This window comes from Streptomyces sp. NPDC060194 (assembly GCF_042728285.1).
GTDB lineage: Bacteria > Actinomycetota > Actinomycetes > Streptomycetales > Streptomycetaceae > Streptomyces.
Window position 1 is genome coordinate 12,632 of sequence record NZ_JBHWZH010000050.1, and the last position, 17,930, is coordinate 30,561.

Below are 17,930 nucleotides of genomic sequence, written 5' to 3' on the forward strand. Positions count from 1 at the left end.
TTCCGTTCACGCAATGAAGCGAGTGCCCCCCATGCCACACGCGCAACTGACCCAGCAGGTGCACCCGGTGCACCTGGCCGACGGGCTCCGGCTCCCGACCAACGGCCTGGACTACGCGATCCTGGCCATCTACTTCGTCGTCGTCCTGGGCATCGGCTTCGCCGCGCGCCGCTCGGTGAAGACCAGCCTGGACTTCTTCCTCTCCGGCCGGTCCCTGCCCGCGTGGGTGACGGGGCTCGCCTTCGTCGCGGCGAACCTGGGCGCGACCGAGATCCTGGGCATGGCCGCGACCGGCGCGCAGTACGGCGTCGCGGTCGTCCACTGGTACTGGATCGGCGCCATCCCCGCCATGGTCTTCCTCGGCCTGGTGATGATGCCGTTCTACTACGGCTCCAAGGTCCGCTCGGTGCCGGAGTTCCTGCTGCAGCGGTTCGACAGGTCCGCGCACCTGATCAGCTCGTGGCTGTTCGCGGTCGCCGCGATCCTCATCGCGGGCGTGAACCTCTTCGCGCTGTCGATCGTCGTCGAGGCGCTGCTCGGCTGGCCGCAGTGGCTGTCCATCGTGGTCGCGGGCCTCTTCGTGCTCGCCTACATCACCGTCGGCGGCCTGTCCTCGGCGATCTACAACGAGGTCCTGCAGTTCTTCGTCATCCTGGCGGCGCTCATACCGCTCACCGTCCTCGGTCTGAAGAAGGTCGGCGGCTGGGACGGCCTGACCGACTCGCTGACGAAGCAGCACGGCGGTGACTTCCTCAACGCCTGGTCCAACACCGGCATCGGCGACGCCAACCCGCTGGGCGCGAACTGGCTGACGATCGTCCTCGGCCTCGGCTTCGTGCTCTCGTTCGGCTACTGGACGACCAACTTCGCCGAGGTGCAGCGCGCGCTGTCCGCGAAGAACCTCTCGGCCGCGAAGCGCACCCCGCTGATCGCCGCCTTCCCGAAGATCTTCATCGTCTTCATCGTGATGATCCCCGGCCTGGTCGCGGCCGTCCTCGTGCCGAAGATCGGCACCGCGGGCTCGGACCTCACCTACAACGACGCGATACCCCTGCTGATGCAGGAGCTGCTGCCCAACGGCGTGCTCGGCATCGCGGTCACCGGTCTGCTCGCCGCGTTCATGGCGGGCATGGCGGCCAACGTCTCCTCCTTCAACACCGTCTTCACCTACGACATCTGGGCGAAGTACGTGAAGAAGGACCGCGAGGACGCCTACTACCTGAGGTTCGGCCGGCTCATCACCGCCATCGGCGTGCTGCTCTCCATCGGCACCGCGTTCCTGGCGTCCAGCTTCTCGAACATCATGGGCTACCTCCAGACGCTGTTCTCCTTCTTCAACGTCCCGATGTTCGTGGTCTTCATCATCGGCATGTTCTGGAAGCGCGCCTCGATGAAATCCGCCTCCTGGGGGCTCGTCGCGGGCACCACGGCCGCGATGGTCAACTACTTCGTGATCTACAAGCAGGGCGTCATCGACATCCCGACCGACCAGGGCGCGAACTTCGTCTCCGCCATCGTCGCCTTCGTCGCCGGCGCGCTGGTCATGGTCGTCGTCACCCTGTTCACCGCCCCCAAGCCCGAGGCGGAGCTCCAGGGCCTGGTCTACGGGACCACCTCGCCGGGCATGCAGGAGGCGCCCGACGAGGGCGACGACGCCTGGTACCGCAAGCCGGCGCTGCTCGGCTGGGGCGCGATCGTCCTGGCGGCCCTGTGCTACATCCCCTACTCGTTCTGACCTGATCGGAGGCAGCCACCATGTCCCCAGCACCGCACGACCACGTCTCCGACCTGGAGTCCAAGTCGGCCACCGCGGCCCGGCTGTTCGACATCCGCCGGATCATCGGCGGCCTGTTCACCCTCTACGGCGTCATCGTCACGATCGCCGGCGTCTTCGCCTCCGACGCGGACCTGAAGAAGGCGGAGAACGTCAACATCAACCTGTGGACCGGCCTGGCGATGCTCGCCCTCGGCCTGTTCTTCCTGATCTGGCTGAAGCTGCGCCCCACCGCGGCACCCGAGCCCCCGGCGGCGCTGGAGACCGAGGCGGGGAAGTAGCCCGGCCCGCCGGCGATCCGCGAGGAGCCCCCACCTGTGCGGGTGGGGGCTCCTCACGGTCCAGCGGCCCCGGTCCGCCGGCCGCCGACGCGGGCGCCGTGGTCGGGCAGGTGGGCACGCGCGGCTGTGCGGCGCGGGGGGGGCGTCCATCGCGGGTCCCGCCGGCCGGTACGGGCCGCCGCCCACGAGGGCCGGCAGGCACGGCAGAGGGCGACCGGGCGGCGCGGGTGCCGGCGTCACTCCAGCTCGTGGGCCGCCGGTTGCCGGGGGAGGCCGGCGACGGGGCCGGCGTGGTCCAGGAGGCCGGTGCGGGCGGCGAGGGCGGCGGCCTCCAGGCGGGAGCCCACGCCGAGCTTCATCAGCACCCGCTGGACGTGGGTGCGGGCCGTGCTCGGGGCGATGCCCATGCCCGCGGCGATCAGCCGGGTGTCCTCCCCGTCCGCCACCCGCACCAGGACCTCGACCTCGCGCGGGGTGAGCAGCTGCAGCAGCCGCTGCCCCTCGTCGTCGGGCTGGGCGGCGGGGTTGAGCAGCTCCGTGAACGCGTCCCTGAGCAGCGCCGGGGCCACCGCGGCCTCGCCCGCGCGGGCCTTCATGATGGCCCGCTCGACGCCCTCGATCCGCTCGTCGTGCCGCACGTACCCCGACGCGCCGGCCGCGAACGCGGCGGCGATCCCGCGGGGGTCGGGCACCGGACCCAGCACCAGGACGGCGACCTGCGGCCGCTCCCGCTTGATCCGCACCACCGGGTCGAAGATGCCCGGCAGGGCGGGCGTCGCGGTGCCGATCAGGCACACCTCGGGCGAGCGGCTGACCACCAGCTCGGCCGCGCCCGCCGCCGGCGCGGCCGCGGCGAGCACCCGGTGCCCGCGCAGCTTCAGCGCCGAGGCGAGCGCCTCGGCGAGCAGGCGGTGGTCGTCCACCACCATCAGCCGCACTCCCACCGCGAACCCCCGCTTCCCCGTACGTCGTCGCCCGGTCGACAACCGCTGCTCCGGGACCCCCCGGCCCGTCTGCCACCGGAAGCTACACGCTTGTTCGACATCGCGCGCCCCTTCTTCCGCGAAAGCCCCCCGTAATGCCGAAATCTCCGCCCTTGACGCGTGATTCGGCATACGGGGGGCTTCCGGCCCCGGGGGTGCGCTCCCGCGGGTGCCCCGGCTACTTCGCGCCGAACCCGATCGCCAGGTACTCGACGTCGCCGTCCGACAGCGGCTTGCTCAGCAGGCTCTCCGAGAGGTAGAGGCGGCCCGCCCGGTAGAGCATCTCGGCGTACTTCGGGGAGAACCCGCGCTCGGCGTCCATGGTCGCCTCGTCGGACGGGTTCTGGAGGTGGACGGTCTCCTTGAACGTCTTCGCGTCGACGACGACGACCTGGCCGCCCTTGTCGTAGGGACCGCGCTTGTAGGCGAGGATGTCGTCGCCGTCCATCCGGAGCGGGATGAACTCGTAGTCGTCGCCGGAGTCGGCGCGTTCACCGGTGGACTTCCCCGTCGCCAGGTCGAACGCGACCAGCTCGTTGACCTCGGAGTACGAGCCGGTGCCGCCCTCGTGCGGCTCGGTGGCCACGTACAGCTTGTCGTTGCCGACGGCCATGAACTTGCAGCCGTCGTACTTGCCGACGTCGCAGGAGAGGTTGAACTTGCCGTCCTCCAGGGACACCTTGCTGCGCAGCTCGCCCTGGTCGTCGACGGCGAAGACGTCGGTGACGCCGGAGAGCGACTCGCCGGTGGAGTCGACGCCGACGGTCAGCGGGTCGGTCGAGATGATCTTCGCGCTCTTGACGCCCTCGGGCAGCTCGAAGCTGAACTTCGGCTTGCCGGTGCGGGGGTCGAGCGGCTGGATCTGGAACTTCGGCTTGTCGTAGCCGCCGCAGCGGCGGACGGCGACGAGGGCGGGGCCGCCGCCGTAGCCGAGGTCCAGGCAGTCCTGGGTCGGGTTCGGCTTCCACAGCTCGGAGCCGTCGGCGAGGCTGTACGCCAGGCCGCCGACGGAGGTCCCGCCGACCGCGACCGCACCGCCGGAGATGGCGACCTCGCCGTACATCGGGTCCAGGGCGCGGCTCTCGTACTTCATCGACTTCTTCCAGACCGGGGCGCCGGTGTCGAGGTCGAAGACGGCCAGCTCGGAGCAGGGCGCGTGCTCGCCCTTCTTCGCCGGGCGGCTCGCCTTGTAGACGACCGCGGTCTGGTTCTCCGTCGTGACGTACTTCGACCCGCCGCAGACCTCGCCGGGCAGCGCGTACGTCCACTTCACCTTGCCGGTGGCCGGGTCGTAGCCGTCGATGCCCTTGGGGGTGCTCTTGGCGTAGGTGTTGTCCGTGGCCCACGAGCCGTAGACCCTGGACAGGTCCTTCACCTCGGGCTGGGGCACCTTGAAGAGCGCCTTGCCGTCCGTCGAGGCGGGCTTCTTCTCCTTCGGCAGCGCGACGACGCTCTGCTCGGCCGCGGCCGGGGCGTCGCCCTTCTTCGCGCCGCCCTCGGCGTCCTTCTTCCCCTTCGCGTCCTCGCTCCGCCCGCTGCGCGCCGCGGTGTCGTCGCCCTTGGACGACGAGTACCAGATGCCGCTGCCGATGATCAGCGCGATCGCGACCACCGCGGAGACGACGATGAGCAGCTGCGTCCGGTTCAGCAGCTTCGGCCGGGGGGCGGGCTGCGGCGCGTTCGGGAACTGCGCGCCGTAGGGGGGCTGCGGGCCGGTCGGGGGCTGCTGGGGGTAGCCGTAGCCCTGCGGGGGCTGCTGCGGGTAGCCGTAGCCCGGCGCACCGGGCGGCTGCGCGGGCGGCAGCGGCGCGGACGCGGGCACGTCCTGCGGCGGACCGAACCCCTTGGGGGGCTCGTTGGGCGGGGGCTGGGTCATGGTCGTCCGTATCTGAGAGGGGTTCTGTTCCAGGGAGGGGCGGGGGTCCGGCCCCCGGTCACGGTCCGTAGACGAGCATCAGCAGCTCCCGCGCCTCGTCGTTGCCGTTGAGGCGGGAGGGGGCGAGCGTGACGCGCCCGGCGTCGAAGCCGATCTCCGGGTTGTAGAGCCGCCGCTCGACCGCCGAGGTCGCGGCGGGCAGCTGCAGCAGCTTGCGCGGCACCCCGTCCGCCCCGAGCGTCCCGACCATGCCGCCCTGGTCCGCGGACGGGCGGACGTAGACGACGAGTCGACCGTCGGCCTGGACCTCCAGCGGCCGCATCGTCCGCCCCTCGGGGGACTTCGCCCGCCGCGCCTCCTTACCCGTGCGGGTGTCGACGGCGACGATCGCGTTGCGGTTGTCCTCCGGCTTCGTCTGCAGGAAGATCAGGTCCTGCCGCGCGGCCACCCCGGTGCAGGACTGCAGTCCGCGCAGGGAGAGTGTGAACGCGCACTCGGGCTCGATCTGGTCCTTCAGGTCGACCTGCGAGCGGACCGTCCCCTTGTCGAAGACGGCGATGTTCCACTTCTTGTCCTCCTCGTGCTGCGAGTACACGACGAGCGGGTTCATCGAGAAGACCTTGTCGATCTTCCAGCCGGCGGGCAGCTTCTTCGAGGACCAGAGCTCCTTGCCGGTCCTGGGGTCGACGCCGCGGAGCTGGTCGCGCGCCTCGTCGAAGCCGCAGGTCGTCACCTGGACCATGCTCGTCCGGTCGGCCGCGTGGCCGCCGAACCGGCACTCGCCCTCGGTCTTGTCCACCCACAGCTTCTTGCCGTCGGCGACGGAGAACGCGGTGGCGGCGGTGTCGCGGGTGACGACGGCGACGTCCGCGCTCTGGGTCAGCTCGCTGGAGAGGAAGCTGTCGAAGTCGCCCTCCTCGGGGACCTCCTTCTGCCAGCCGACCTTGCCGGTCCGCAGGTCGAGCTGCATGAGGTGGTCGCAGGCGTTGACGTTGTCCTTCAGCTCGCCGTACGACAGCACGACCCGGTCGTCCGCGGTGGCCTCGCGCGGCACCGCGCACAGCCCGCCCGGCAGCGCGGTGCCCCAGGCCTTCCTCCCGGTCTTCGCGTCGTAGCCGACGACCGCCTTGTAGGCGGCCTTGACGACGAGGCCGTTGGAGGTGGTGAAGCCGTGCGGGACGGACGCGCCGCCGCTCGGCACGTCCGGGGCGTTCACGGTGAACAGGACCTTCGCCTCACCCGGCTTGCGCTTGGCGTTGTAGTCCTGGTCGTCGTCCGGGTCGCCGCCGTCGCCGAGGCCGTCGCCCTTGTCGATGCTCGCCGACGGGCTCGGCTTCGCGTCCTCGGTCTGCTTCGCCACCGGCTTCTTCGGCGCGGGGTCGTCCCCGCCCGCCAGCGCGACGTACCCGCCGACGGCGGCGACGATCGCGACGGCGACGGCCGCGGCTACCAGCACGGGGCCGCGTCTGCGGCGGGGCGGTTCGCCGCCGCCGGTCGGGCCGGGGAACTGCTGCTGGGGGTAGCCGAACCCGCCGGCGGTGGGGGGCTGGGAGGAGCCGTACCCGCCGTTCGGAGGCTGCTGCGGGTAGCCGTACGCCCCGGGCTGCTGCGGCGGCGCCTGCGCGTACGGGTTGTCCGCGACCGGCTGCGCGGGCGGCTGGTGCGGGTAGCCGTACGGTCCCTGCTGCGGCGGCCGGGGCGGCTGCTCCGGCTCCTCCGGCGGCGTGTGCGGCTGCGACATCGGTGAGTTCCCCCTAGGGTGCCGGCCAGTGGCGTCGGGCCCGCCCCGGGCGCCGGCGCTGCATGGCGGCCCCGGTCCGCCGGGCCGGACCCCGGACGGAAAAGGCGCTCCTTTCTATCACTGCGGCCGAACACGACGCCGGACCGGTCGCTCACCTGTTCCCAAGGGAGAACCCCGCCGTGACGGCCTTGTGATGTGACGCGCGATCAGGCAGGACCGGCCTCCCGTCAAGGGGGTGCGCTGCTACGCCTCCTCGGCCAGTTCCAGCCAGCGCATCTCCAGTTCGTCCTTCTCGACGACGAGTTCGCGCAGTTCGGCGTCGAGGCCGGCGACCTTGCCGAAGTCGGTGGCGTTCGCCGCGATGTCGGCGTGGAGCCTCGTCTCGCGGTCGGCGAGCTTGGTGAGCTGCCGCTCGACCTTCTGCAGCTCCTTCTTCGCGGCCCGCTGGTCCGCGGCGGACACGGTCCGCACGGCGGGCGCCGCGGCGAGGACCGGCGGGGCGGGGGTCTGCGCGGCGACCACCTTGCGGCGGCGCTCCAGGTACTCGTCGACGCCGCGCGGCAGCATCCGCAGGCGGCCGTCCCCGAGCAGCGCCTGCACCGTGTCGGTGGTGCGCTCGACGAAGAACCGGTCGTGGGAGATCACGATCATCGACCCGGGCCACCCGTCGAGGAGGTCCTCCAGCTGGGTCAGGGTCTCGATGTCGAGGTCGTTGGTGGGCTCGTCGAGGAACAGGACGTTCGGCTCGTCCATGAGCAGCCGCAGGATCTGCAGACGGCGGCGCTCGCCGCCGGAGAGGTCGCCGACCGGCGTCCACTGCTTCTCCTTGCCGAAGCCGAACTGCTCACAGAGCTGACCGGCCGTCATCTCCCGGCCCTTGCCGAGGTCGACCCGGTCCCGTACCTGCTGCACCGCCTCCAGGACCCGCAGCTTCGGGTCCAGTTCGCCGACCTCCTGCGAGAGGTAGGCGAGCCGCACGGTCTTGCCCGCGGTGATCCGCCCGCCGGCCGGCTGCTCCTCGCCGCCGGTCCGCGCGGCCGCGGCGAGGGCGCGCAGGAGCGAGGTCTTGCCCGCGCCGTTCACCCCGACCAGGCCGATCCGGTCGCCGGGGCCGAGCTGCCAGGTGAGGTGCTCGATCAGCACCTTGGGGCCGGCCTGGACCGTCACGTCCTCCAGGTCGAATACGGTCTTCCCGAGCCGGGCGTTGGCGAACTTCATCAGCTCGCTGCGGTCGCGCGGCGGCGGCACGTCGGCGATCAGCTCGTTCGCCGCCTCGATGCGGTAGCGCGGCTTGGAGGTGCGGGCGGGGGCGCCGCGCCGCAGCCAGGCCAGCTCCTTGCGCATCAGGTTCTGCCGCTTGGCCTCCTCGGTCGCGGCGATCCGCTCCCGCTCGGCGCGCGCGAACACGTAGTCGCTGTAACCGCCCTCGTACTCGTGGACCGCGCCGCGCTGCACGTCCCACATGCGGGTGCAGACCTGGTCGAGGAACCACCGGTCGTGGGTCACGCACACCAGCGCGGACCGCCGGGCCTGGAGGTGCGCGGCCAGCCAGGCGATGCCCTCGACGTCGAGGTGGTTGGTCGGCTCGTCGAGCACGATCAGGTCCTGGTCGGCGATCAGCAGCTTCGCCAGCGCGATCCGCCGCCGCTCGCCGCCGGACAGCGGGCCGATGACCGTGTCGAGGCCCTGCGGGAAGCCCGGCAGGTCGAGCCCCCCGAAGAGGCCGGTCAGCACGTCGCGGATCTTCGCGTCGCCCGCCCACTCGTGGTCGGCGAGGTCCCCGATCACCTCGTGCCGGACGGTCGCCGCCGGGTCGAGCGAGTCGTGCTGGGTGAGCACGCCCATGTGGAGCCCGCCGACCTGCGTGACCCGCCCGCCGTCCGGCTCCTCCAGCTGCGCGAGCATCCGGATCAGCGTGGTCTTCCCGTCGCCGTTGCGCCCGACGACCCCGATCCGGTCCCCCTCGGACACGCCGAGCGAGACGCCGTCGAGCAGGGCCCGGGTTCCGTAGACCTTGCTGACGTTCTCGACGTTGACCAGATTGACGGCCATTTCACTCCTGTACGCGCGGGCGGATCGGCCTCCAGGGTACGGCTCGCCGGGAGGCCGTTGATCGCCTGCTCCGCCCGCGGTCGCGGGTCAGTCCCCGGTGGGTCAGCCGCTCCCGACGATCCGCGCGCCCCGGGCGGGCGAGGTGGCCGTGCGGGCCGTGCGGCAGGTGCCGGAGGCCTTCAGGGCGGCGGCGATCCGGTCGGCGGTCACCGCGTCGGGGGCGAGGTGGGCGGTGGTCGGTCCCGAGCCGGAGACGAGCGCGGCGAGCGCGCCGGCCGCGCGGCCCGCGCCGAGGGTGGCGGCCAGGGAGGGGCGCAGGCTGAGGGCGGCGGGCTGGAGGTCGTTGGAGAGGGCGGCCGCGAGCGCGTGCGGGTCACCGTCGCGCAGGGCCGCCAGCAGGGCGTCCGAGGCCTTCGGGGCCGGGACCTCGACGCCGGCCGCCGCGGCCATGCGGTCGAACTCGGCGTAGACGGCCGGCGTCGACAGGCCGCCGTCGGCGACCGCGAACACCCAGTGGAAGCCGTCGCCGCCGACCGGCAGCGCGGTCAGCACGTCGCCGCGGCCGGTGCCGAGCGCCGCGCCGCCGACCAGGCTGAACGGGACGTCGCTGCCGAGCTCCGCGCAGATCGCGAGCATCTCCTCGCGGGTCGCGCCGGTCCGCCACAGCGCGTCGCAGGCGAGCAGCGCGCCGGCCGCGTCCGCGCTGCCGCCGGCCATGCCGCCGGCGACGGGGATGTCCTTGGCGATGTGCAGGTGGACGTCCGGCTCGCGGCCGTACATCTCCGCCAGCGCGATCGCCGCGCGGGCCGCGAGGTTGGTGCGGTCGAGGGGGACGCGGGCGGCGTCGGGGCCGGAGCAGGTGATCCGCAGGCCGTCCGCGGGGGCCGCGGTGATCTCGTCGTACAGGCCGACGGCCAGGAACACGTTCGCGAGGTCGTGGAAGCCGTCGGACCGCACCCCGCCGACCGCGAGCTGCACGTTGACCTTGGCGGGGACGAGGACGGTGACGGAGTCCGCACCGCCGACCCCGGTGCGGGTGCTGCCGGTGCGGACCGCGTGGGCGACGGTCGCGGGGGTGGGCGCCGCGGGCGCCGCGTCGGGGCGCACGCGCACGGGGGTGGTGCGGTCGGGGGAGAAGGGGTCGTGGTGCTTCATCGTGCCGTGGCCTCCGCGATCCGGGCGAACTCCTCGACGGTCAGCGACTCGCCGCGGGCCTGCGGGGAGATGCCGGCCTTCACCAGCGCGGCCTCCGCCTCGGCGGCGGAGCCGGCCCAGCCGGCCAGCGCGGCGCGCAGCGTCTTGCGGCGCTGGGCGAACGCGGCGTCGACCACCGCGAAGACCTCCTGGCGGGAGGCGGTGGTGCGCACCGGTTCGGTGCGGCGGACCAGGGAGACGAGTCCGGAGTCGACGTTCGGCGCGGGCCAGAACACGTTCCGGCCGATGGCTCCGGCGCGCTTGACCTCCGCGTACCAGTTCGCCTTCACCGACGGGACGCCGTACACCTTGTTCCCCGGGCCGGCCGCGAGCCGGTCGGCGACCTCCGACTGCACCATGACGAGCGTGCGCTCGATGCTGGGGAAGCGCTCCAGCATGTGCAGGAGGACGGGCACGGCGACGTTGTACGGCAGGTTCGCCACGAGCGCGGTCGGCGGGGGGCCGGGGAGCTCGTCCACGAGCATCGCGTCGGAGTGCACCAGCGCGAAGCGGTCCGCGCGGTGCGGGAGGCGTGCGGTGACGGTCGCCGGGAGGGCCGCGGCAAGGGTGTCGTCGATCTCCACGGCGACGACCCGGTCCGCGGCGTCGAGCAGCGCGAGGGTCAGGGAGCCGAGGCCCGGGCCGACCTCGACGACGACGTCGTCCGGGCGGACGGCGGCGACGCGCACGATCCTGCGGACCGTGTTCGCGTCGATGACGAAGTTCTGCCCCCGCTGCTTGGTCGGGCGCACGCCCAGCGTCGCGGCGAGATCACGGATGTCGGCGGGACCGAGGAGGTTGTCGTCGGGACGGTCTGGCTCGGTGCGGTCGGGCTCGGGGCTGCTCACCGGTTCAGGGTATCCAGCCCACGCCGCCTCCCTCGCTGCGCCCGGCGCAGCGTCGTCCGCGCCCGCTACGGTCGGCCCCCGCGGCGGAGCCGCACTCCGGGCACTCAGCCGTGCAGCCGCGCCCCGCAGTGCGGCCAGGGCCCCGCGCCCCGCTGCACGTACAACTTCTTCGCCCGGAACGTCTGCTCCGCCGCCGACGCGTCCTGGGGCCGCCCGGAGCCCCCCTGCGCCTGCCACGTGCCGACGTCGAACTGGTACAGGCCGCCGTAGGTGCCGGACGGGTCGACCGCGTCGGGCCGCCCGCCCGACTCGCACGCGGCGAGCGCGCCCCAGTTGAGCCCGTCCGCGCCCGCGACGGACGTGGGCGCGGGCTTGGTGCCGATCCGCACGACGCGGTCGACGGGCGCGGAGACCAGCTCGGAGGAGACCCGCCGCGGCTTCTCCCGCACGCCGTTGACGGTCCGCAGCGCGTAGACGACCCGGCGGACGCCGTACGCCCCGGCCTGGGTGACGACCTCCGTGCCCGCGAGGACGGAGTCGTCGCGGACCTCGCGGACCTCGTAGGGGACGCGCTCCTCGACGACCTCGCGCGACCCCGTGATCCGCATGACGGTGACGGTCTGCCCGTCGCGCGGGAAGCTGTCGGGCGCGACGGACGTGGTGTCCTCGCCGCGGAGGGTGATCCCGGCCTCCTCGATCACCTCGCGGACGGTCGCCGCGTTGGTGCGGACGGTCCGCTCCCGTCCATCGGCCATGACGGTGACGGCCCGCTCCGTGCGCACGTCGAGGCGGACGCCGGCCCGCGAGATCCGCTCGGACCGCGAGGTCGAGACGTACGCGCCCTCACCGCGCACGCCGAGCTGCCGCAGCGCCCCGCCGACGGTGTCCGCGGTGGTCCAGACCCGGCGCGGCTGCCCGTCGAGGGTGAGCTGGACGGGCCGGCCGTAGCGGACGACGACGCGGTCGCCGGCGGCGAGGGCGGTGCCGGGCGCGGGGGCGACGATGTCGTGCTCGCCGAACGCGACGCCCTCGTCGGCGAGCAGCTCGGTGACGTCGTCGGCGAAGGTGTGCAGGGTGCGGGGCTGCCCGTCGACGCTGAGCTCGACGGTCTTGTCGCTGGCGACGAACGCGGAGGTGCCGCCGGCGAGGAACGCCACGACGAGGGCCTGCGGGAGGATCCGCCGCGCCCCCTCGGGCCGGTCCGCGGCGGGCCTGCGCCGCCCGCCGGCCGCCCGCCGCGCCTCGGCCCGCCCGCCGGACGGCCGCGTCTCGTAGGCCGGCCGGTAGGTGTCGGACCCGCCGGACGTGTACGGAACCGTTTCGTACGTGGCGGAGGGGTACGACACCGTTTCGTACGGCTGCGCGGCGTACGACACCGTTTCGTACACCGGCTCGTACGGCCCGGGCACCCGCGGCAGCTCCTCCGTGGCCGTGGGCGCGGCGTGATCGGGGCGGGCGGGGTCCCAACTGTCCTGCGGATGGCTCACGACGCTCCAGGTGACCGGCCGGTGGGAGTGCTGCGGCCGCGGAGACTAGCGGAGCCGTCGTCACGCCACAAAGCGGCGCGGTGACACGGAGCGACGATCAGTAGCCGAACGCCCGCGCCGTGTTCTCCGCCAGCGCCGTCGCCATCTGGTCCTCCCGCAGTCCGCGCACCGCGGCCATCGCCCGGACGGTGACCGGAATCAGGTACGGCGCGTTGGGCCGTCCGCGGTACGGGGCGGGGGTCAGGAACGGCGCGTCGGTCTCGACGAGGACGAGCTCCAGGGGGGCCACGGCGAGCGCGTCGCGCAGCGGCTGCGCGTTCTTGAAGGTCATGTTCCCGGCGAACGACATGTAGTAGCCGTTCCGGGCGCAGATCTCGGCCATGGCGGCGTCGCCGGAGTAGCAGTGGAAGACGGTCCGCTCGGGCGCGCCCTCCTCCTTGAGGACCCGCAGCACATCGGCGTGCGCCTCGCGGTCGTGGATGACGAGCGCCTTGCCGTGCCGCTTCGCCATCTCGATGTGGGCGCGGAAGGAGCGCTCCTGGGCGGCCTTGCCGTCGTCCCCGGTGCGGAAGTGGTCCAGGCCGGTCTCGCCGACGGCGAGGACCTGCGGGAGGGCGGCGAGCCGGTCGATCTCGGCCAGCGCCTCGTCGAGCGCGGAATCGCCGCCCGGCGTCCTCGCCCCCTGCCGCGACCAGCCGTCGGGGTCACCGTGGACGATCCGGGGGGCCTCGTTCGGGTGCAGCGCGACCGCCGCGTGCACGGCCTCGTACGCCGCCGCCGTCTCCGCCGCCCACCGCGACCCGGCCAGGTCGCAGCCGACCTGGACGACCGTCGTCACGCCCACCGAGGCGGCCTTCGCGAGGCTCGCCTCGACGGACGCGTCCTGCATGTCGAGGTGGGTGTGCGAGTCGGCGACCGCCACCGGAAGGGGTTCCGGCAGCGGCGGTGCGGCGTCCTTGGAGGTCATGGGGACGATCCTACGAGCCCGCCGTCGGGGCCCGGCGGGCTCGTAGGGGGACCGGGGACCGGCGCGGGGTCAGGCGCTCCTGCGGTGGAAGAGGTCCGAGAGGTGCCAGGAGGTGCGTCCGACCCGCTCCCCCGCCGCGGCGCTCACCGGCGGCCCGGCGACCGACGGCTCGGGGAGGGTGCCGCGGGCGGTCGGGACGGAGCGCAGGCGGTCGTTGGCGGCGGTGACCTGGCCGGCGCGCAGGGTGCGCACGAGGTGCCCGCCGCAGTTGAAGCAGGTCGGACGGGTCAGCGGGGACGGCACCCGCTCGCCGTCGGCGTAGTAGACGGCGTGCTCGCGGCCGGTGGTGGGGTCGATGCGGTGCTCGATGGCGTAGGTCTGCTCCCAGCCGTGCCCGCAGCGCATGCAGGCGAAGGCGTACGACTCGTGGACGTCGGCTGTGGTGTCACTCATGGGCCAGCTCCTCAGGTCCCCGCTGTGCGTGTTGCTTCCTTTCCAGTGGACTCCTCGGGGCGCGGATCCGCGACAGAGCTGTGCGATGTTGGACGGGACTTGGCCCCGTCATGGGCTGCGCGGCCGGCCGGCGGTCCGGAACTTTGCACTCCGGCCTTCCTGGCATATACGCGGTATATGAGCGCTTTACCCTGCGGGTCGGTCGTTTTCCGCGTTCTTTGCCGCGTTTTTCGAGGCCACCACCGCATCGAACACGTCCCGCTTGGGCAGTCCCGCCTCGGCGGCGACCGCCGCGATCGCCTCCTTGCGCCGCTCCCCCGCCTCCTCGCGCACCCGCACCCGCCGCACCAGCTCCTCCGGGGTGAGCTCGCCGGCCGGCTTCTCCCCCGCCCCCTCGACGACGACGGTGATCTCGCCGCGCACCCCGTCCTTCGCCCACTCGGCCAGCTCCCGCAGCGGCCCGCGCCTGACCTCCTCGTAGGTCTTCGTCAGCTCCCGGCAGACCGCGGCGCGCCGGTCGCCGCCGAAGACCTCGGCCATCGCGGCGAGGGTGTCGTCGATGCGGTGCGGGGCCTCGAAGTAGACGAGCGTGCGGCGGTCCCGGGCGACCTCGCGGAGCCGGCCGAGCCGCTCGCCGGCCTTGCGGGGCAGGAAGCCCTCGAAGCAGAACCGGTCCACCGGCAGCCCGGACAGCGCGAGCGCGGTGAGGACGGCGGACGGGCCCGGCACGGCGGTGACCTTGATGTCGTGCTCGACGCACGCGGCGACCAGCCGGAACCCGGGGTCGGACACCGACGGCATCCCGGCGTCCGTCACGAGCAGCACCCGGGAGCCCTCGCGCAGCGCCTCGACCAGCTCGGGGGTGCGCGCGGACTCGTTGCCCTCGAAGTAGGAGACCACCCGGCCCGTGGTGTGCACGCCGAGCGCCTGGGTGAGGCGACGCAGCCGGCGGGTGTCCTCGGCGGCGATCACGTCCGCCCGCTCCAGCTCGGCGGCCAGCCGCGGCGGGGCGTCGGCGGTGTCGCCGATGGGGGTTCCTGCGAGTACGAGGGTTCCAGTCACGTGACCATCCTCCCAGCCGCGGGGGCGGGGTGCGGGGGCGCGGTGCCGGTCGGCGGGAGGGTGGTGCGGGGCCGGTGGGGCGGGAGGTGCGCGGCCGGAGGCGCGGGCGGGCCGCGGCCGGAGGGGCACCGGGTCCGCGGCCGGTGGGGCGGGTGGTGCGGGAGCCGCCGGCGTCGACGTTCCCCCACATGCCCGGACGGGGCACGGGACGTGGCCGGGCCCGTTCCCTACGATGACCCGGTGACCAGTACCGCGTCATCGACCGACGCCGCAGCCGAGGCCCCCCTGGACCCCGCCGCGGGCGGCCCCGGCCCGCAGCCTCCCGCCTGGCAGCACCGGCTGCGCCGGTTCGGGTACGTGGCCGGCCCGGTGGAGGGCGTGCGCGAGCGGCTGCGGCCGCCGTACAACCGGCCGGGTCCGGGCGTCTGGCGGCTCCTCGGCGTCTCCCCGGACCGCGCCGAGCGGCTGGTCCGCGCCTCGGCCTGGGGCGGCCCGCTGCTCGTCGCGCTCGTCGCGGGGGTGCTGCGGTTCTGGAACCTCGGCAGCCCGCACGCGGTGATATTCGACGAGACGTACTACGCGAAGGACGCCTGGGGCCTGCTGCGGCACGGCTACGAGGTCGACTGGGCCGAGAACGCCAACAAGCTCATCCTCGCCGACCCGTCGAAGGTCACCGCCGGCACCGAGCACGCGTACGTCGTGCACCCGCCGGTCGGCAAGTGGGTCATCGCGCTCGGCGAGGGGATGTTCGGCCTCGACCCGTTCGGCTGGCGGTTCATGACGGCGCTGCTCGGCACGCTGTCGGTGCTGATGCTGTGCCGGATCGGCCGGCGGCTCTTCCGCTCGACGTTCCTCGGCTGCCTGGCGGGCGCGCTGCTCGCCGTCGACGGCCTGCACTTCGTGATGAGCCGCACCGCGCTGCTCGACCTGGTGCTGATGTTCTTCGTGCTGGCCGCGTTCGGGGCGCTGCTGGTCGACCGCGACCACGCGCGCGCCCGGCTCGCCGCGGCGCTGCCCGTCGACGCGGACGGCCGGGCCCGGCCCGACCGGGCCACCGCGGACCTGCTGCGGCTGGGGTGGCGGCCGTGGCGGCTGGTGGCGGGCGTCTGCCTGGGGCTGGCGTTCGGCACGAAGTGGAACGGTGCGATCTATCTGGCCGCGTTCGGGCTGCTCACCGTCCTGTGGGACGTCGGCGCGCGCCGGGTCGCCGGGTCGCGCACCCCGTACCTCGCGGTCCTCAAGCGCGACGTGCTGCCCGCGTTCCTGCTGACCGTGCCGGTCGCGCTGGTGACCTACCTCGTGAGCTGGACCGGGTGGATCGCCACCAAGGGCGGCTACTACCGGGACTGGGCGACGACGGCGGGCAAGGACACGGAGTGGGGCTTCCTGCCCGACTGGCTGCGCAGCCTGTGGCACTACGAGACCCAGGTCTGGAACTTCCACGTCGGGCTCACCGACCCGCACCGCTACCAGTCCAACCCGTGGGCCTGGCTCGTCGACGCCCGCCCCGTCTCGTTCTTCTACGAGTCGCCCAAGCCCGGCGTGGACGGCTGCCCCGCGTCCGCCTCCGGGGAATGCGCCCGCGAGGTCCTCGCCCTCGGCACGCCCCTGCTGTGGTGGGCGGCCTGCGTCGCCGTCCTCTACGTCCTGTGGCGCTGGGCCTTCCGCCGCGACTGGCGCGCCGGCGCGATCGCCTGCGGCGTCGCCGCGGGCTACCTCCCCTGGTTCCAGTACCAGGAACGCACCATCTTCTCCTTCTACGCCGTCGTCTTCGTCCCCTTCCTCTGCCTCGCCGTCACCATGCTGGTCGGCGCCCTCCTCGGCCCCCGCACCTCCACCGAACTCCGCCGCACCACCGGCGCCATCGCCGCCGGCGTCCTCGTCCTCCTCATCATCTGGAACTTCATCTACTTCTGGCCGATCTACACCGGCACCTCGATCCCCTACGACTCCTGGCAGAACCGCATGTGGCTGGACACCTGGGTCTAGCTGCGCGGCCCTACGGGTGCCTGTGGGAACCTCGGCGCATGATTCCCGAGCACCCCGTTCGCGCGGCCGTACTGAGCGCGATGGCCACCGTCGCAGCGGCCTCACTCGCCGCATGCGGAGGGGATGACCCCTCGTCCGGCGGCCGCGGCATCAGCAACGCCCCCTACAAGGGGGGCGTTTCACGGGTTCCCGAGAGTGAGCGTCAGGAGCCGGAGGGGCCGATCAGAGGAATGACTCTGCACGGCCGAGAACTCGACGTCGCGGACTTCCGGGGCGAGGTTGTCGTCATCAACGTGTGGGGTTCGTGGTGCCCTCCGTGCCGGGCCGAGGCGCCGTATCTCGACAACGTCGCCAGGGACATGAAGAGCAAGGGGGTGCGGTTCGTCGGCATCAATACGCGCGATGGCGAAAAGGCGCCGGCAAAGGCGTTTGAAGAGGAGTACGACATCTCGTATCCGAGCCTGTACGACCCCGCCGGAAAGCTGCTGCTCTCAGCATTTCCGAAAGGCACGCTCAACACACAGGCACTTCCCGTCACCCTCACTCTGGACAGGGAAGGAAGGATCGCCGGCAGGGCGCTGGGAGGGGTGGACGAGGCCAAGCTGCGCTCGATGATCGACCCTCTGCTCGAAGGCGATTGAACCCTCTGGACGGCAGCGGGTCACAGGTCGCCCATGCCGACGCAGGTTCGCTTCTGCTGAAGCCAGGACACGGCGGCGTTGACGTCCACCAGGGCCCCGGTGGCCTCCTCGGGAGCGCCTGAGTACGTCAGCTCGACGGCGGGTGAGCGCCCGTATGTCGTGAAGGCCGCCACGCCCTCCTTCTCCAGCCTCTTCTCATCGAGAACCCAGTCGACACCGTTCGCGTTCACGCAGGGGTCGACCGTGGGCGGAATCTCTCCCACACCGCAACGGAGAATGATCCGCCCGTCTCCCCAGGACGCAACCCCCTGGCGAGCCGCACCGTCGAGGGAATCACCCAGCGTCTCCTCAGGGACGTTCTTCCCTACTTCCCTGCACGGCCCTGAGGACCCGAGCGGGGCCGGGTCCGTCTCAGCGCTTCGGGTCCAAATTGAAACCCCCGCACTTGCCGCTCCCAGCGTGCACAGCGATGCGACGATCACCAGCAACCTGCGCCCAGGCGACGAGGAACCGAGCGACATACCGTACCTCCGGAACGAAATGCAGGAAAAGGGTGATGTGCGCGCTTCGGTCGGGCGAGAG

15 protein-coding genes are annotated in these 17,930 nt (G+C 72.8%); 4 read left to right on the forward strand and 11 right to left on the reverse strand.

The annotated features are described in order from the left end of the window. The first annotated feature begins 31 nt into the window (after positions 1–31). Together ACFWEG_RS13765 and ACFWEG_RS13770 are read left to right on the forward strand one after the other, a co-directional pair. On the forward strand, positions 32–1,735 hold the full coding sequence (locus ACFWEG_RS13765) for a sodium:solute symporter family protein (protein WP_387213659.1): 1,704 nt from the start codon (positions 32–34) through the stop codon (positions 1,733–1,735). Between the two features lie 20 nt (positions 1,736–1,755). Next, positions 1,756–2,055 (forward strand): hypothetical protein, encoded by a 300-nt coding sequence (locus ACFWEG_RS13770; RefSeq protein WP_387213662.1) that lies wholly within the window; start codon positions 1,756–1,758, stop codon positions 2,053–2,055. A gap of 236 nt (positions 2,056–2,291) precedes the next feature. Here ACFWEG_RS13770 and ACFWEG_RS13775 read toward each other — a convergent pair whose 3' ends face one another. The 10 genes from ACFWEG_RS13775 to rsmI form a co-directional block, all read right to left on the reverse strand. Continuing rightward, complete coding sequence (locus tag ACFWEG_RS13775) at positions 2,292–2,999, reverse strand: LuxR C-terminal-related transcriptional regulator (RefSeq protein ID WP_387213665.1); 708 nt, start codon at positions 2,997–2,999, stop codon at positions 2,292–2,294. Positions 3,000–3,216: 217 nt separating this feature from the next. Further along, positions 3,217–4,914, reverse strand: coding sequence for a PQQ-binding-like beta-propeller repeat protein (locus ACFWEG_RS13780; protein ID WP_387213668.1), 1,698 nt, complete (start codon positions 4,912–4,914; stop codon positions 3,217–3,219). A 58-nt stretch (positions 4,915–4,972) separates the two neighbouring features. Continuing rightward, positions 4,973–6,655 (reverse strand): PQQ-binding-like beta-propeller repeat protein, encoded by a 1,683-nt coding sequence (locus tag ACFWEG_RS13785; RefSeq protein WP_387213671.1) that lies wholly within the window; start codon positions 6,653–6,655, stop codon positions 4,973–4,975. A gap of 243 nt (positions 6,656–6,898) precedes the next feature. Then, entirely contained in the window at positions 6,899–8,707 is a 1,809-nt protein-coding gene (locus tag ACFWEG_RS13790) for an ABC-F family ATP-binding cassette domain-containing protein (protein WP_387213674.1), read from the reverse strand. A 102-nt stretch (positions 8,708–8,809) separates the two neighbouring features. After that, positions 8,810–9,862: a 4-(cytidine 5'-diphospho)-2-C-methyl-D-erythritol kinase gene (locus ACFWEG_RS13795; RefSeq protein ID WP_387213677.1), complete on the reverse strand. Its 1,053-nt coding sequence runs from the start codon at positions 9,860–9,862 to the stop codon at positions 8,810–8,812. Next, positions 9,859–10,749 (reverse strand): 16S rRNA (adenine(1518)-N(6)/adenine(1519)-N(6))-dimethyltransferase RsmA, encoded by an 891-nt coding sequence (gene rsmA / locus ACFWEG_RS13800; RefSeq protein WP_387213680.1) that lies wholly within the window; start codon positions 10,747–10,749, stop codon positions 9,859–9,861. Before rsmA ends, ACFWEG_RS13795 begins: the two co-directional genes overlap by 4 nt. Before the next feature lie 104 nt (positions 10,750–10,853). Beyond that, entirely contained in the window at positions 10,854–12,236 is a 1,383-nt protein-coding gene (locus ACFWEG_RS13805; RefSeq protein ID WP_387213683.1) for a ubiquitin-like domain-containing protein, read from the reverse strand. A gap of 97 nt (positions 12,237–12,333) precedes the next feature. After that, a complete protein-coding gene (locus tag ACFWEG_RS13810) occupies positions 12,334–13,203 on the reverse strand; it encodes a TatD family hydrolase (RefSeq protein WP_387213686.1) in 870 nt (289 codons plus the stop codon). Positions 13,204–13,272: 69 nt separating this feature from the next. Continuing rightward, positions 13,273–13,656 (reverse strand): hypothetical protein, encoded by a 384-nt coding sequence (locus tag ACFWEG_RS13815; protein ID WP_387213688.1) that lies wholly within the window; start codon positions 13,654–13,656, stop codon positions 13,273–13,275. Between the two features lie 186 nt (positions 13,657–13,842). Beyond that, a complete protein-coding gene (gene rsmI / locus ACFWEG_RS13820) occupies positions 13,843–14,718 on the reverse strand; it encodes a 16S rRNA (cytidine(1402)-2'-O)-methyltransferase (RefSeq protein ID WP_387213691.1) in 876 nt (291 codons plus the stop codon). Between the two features lie 240 nt (positions 14,719–14,958). On the opposite strand from rsmI, the gene ACFWEG_RS13825 reads away from it, so the two are divergent. Together ACFWEG_RS13825 and ACFWEG_RS13830 are read left to right on the forward strand one after the other, a co-directional pair. Next, complete coding sequence (locus ACFWEG_RS13825) at positions 14,959–16,707, forward strand: dolichyl-phosphate-mannose--protein mannosyltransferase (protein ID WP_387213694.1); 1,749 nt, start codon at positions 14,959–14,961, stop codon at positions 16,705–16,707. A 38-nt stretch (positions 16,708–16,745) separates the two neighbouring features. Next, entirely contained in the window at positions 16,746–17,348 is a 603-nt protein-coding gene (locus ACFWEG_RS13830) for a TlpA family protein disulfide reductase (protein WP_387213697.1), read from the forward strand. Between the two features lie 20 nt (positions 17,349–17,368). Here ACFWEG_RS13830 and ACFWEG_RS13835 read toward each other — a convergent pair whose 3' ends face one another. Next, complete coding sequence (locus ACFWEG_RS13835) at positions 17,369–17,869, reverse strand: DUF3515 family protein (protein WP_387213700.1); 501 nt, start codon at positions 17,867–17,869, stop codon at positions 17,369–17,371. Positions 17,870–17,930 lie beyond the last annotated feature (61 nt).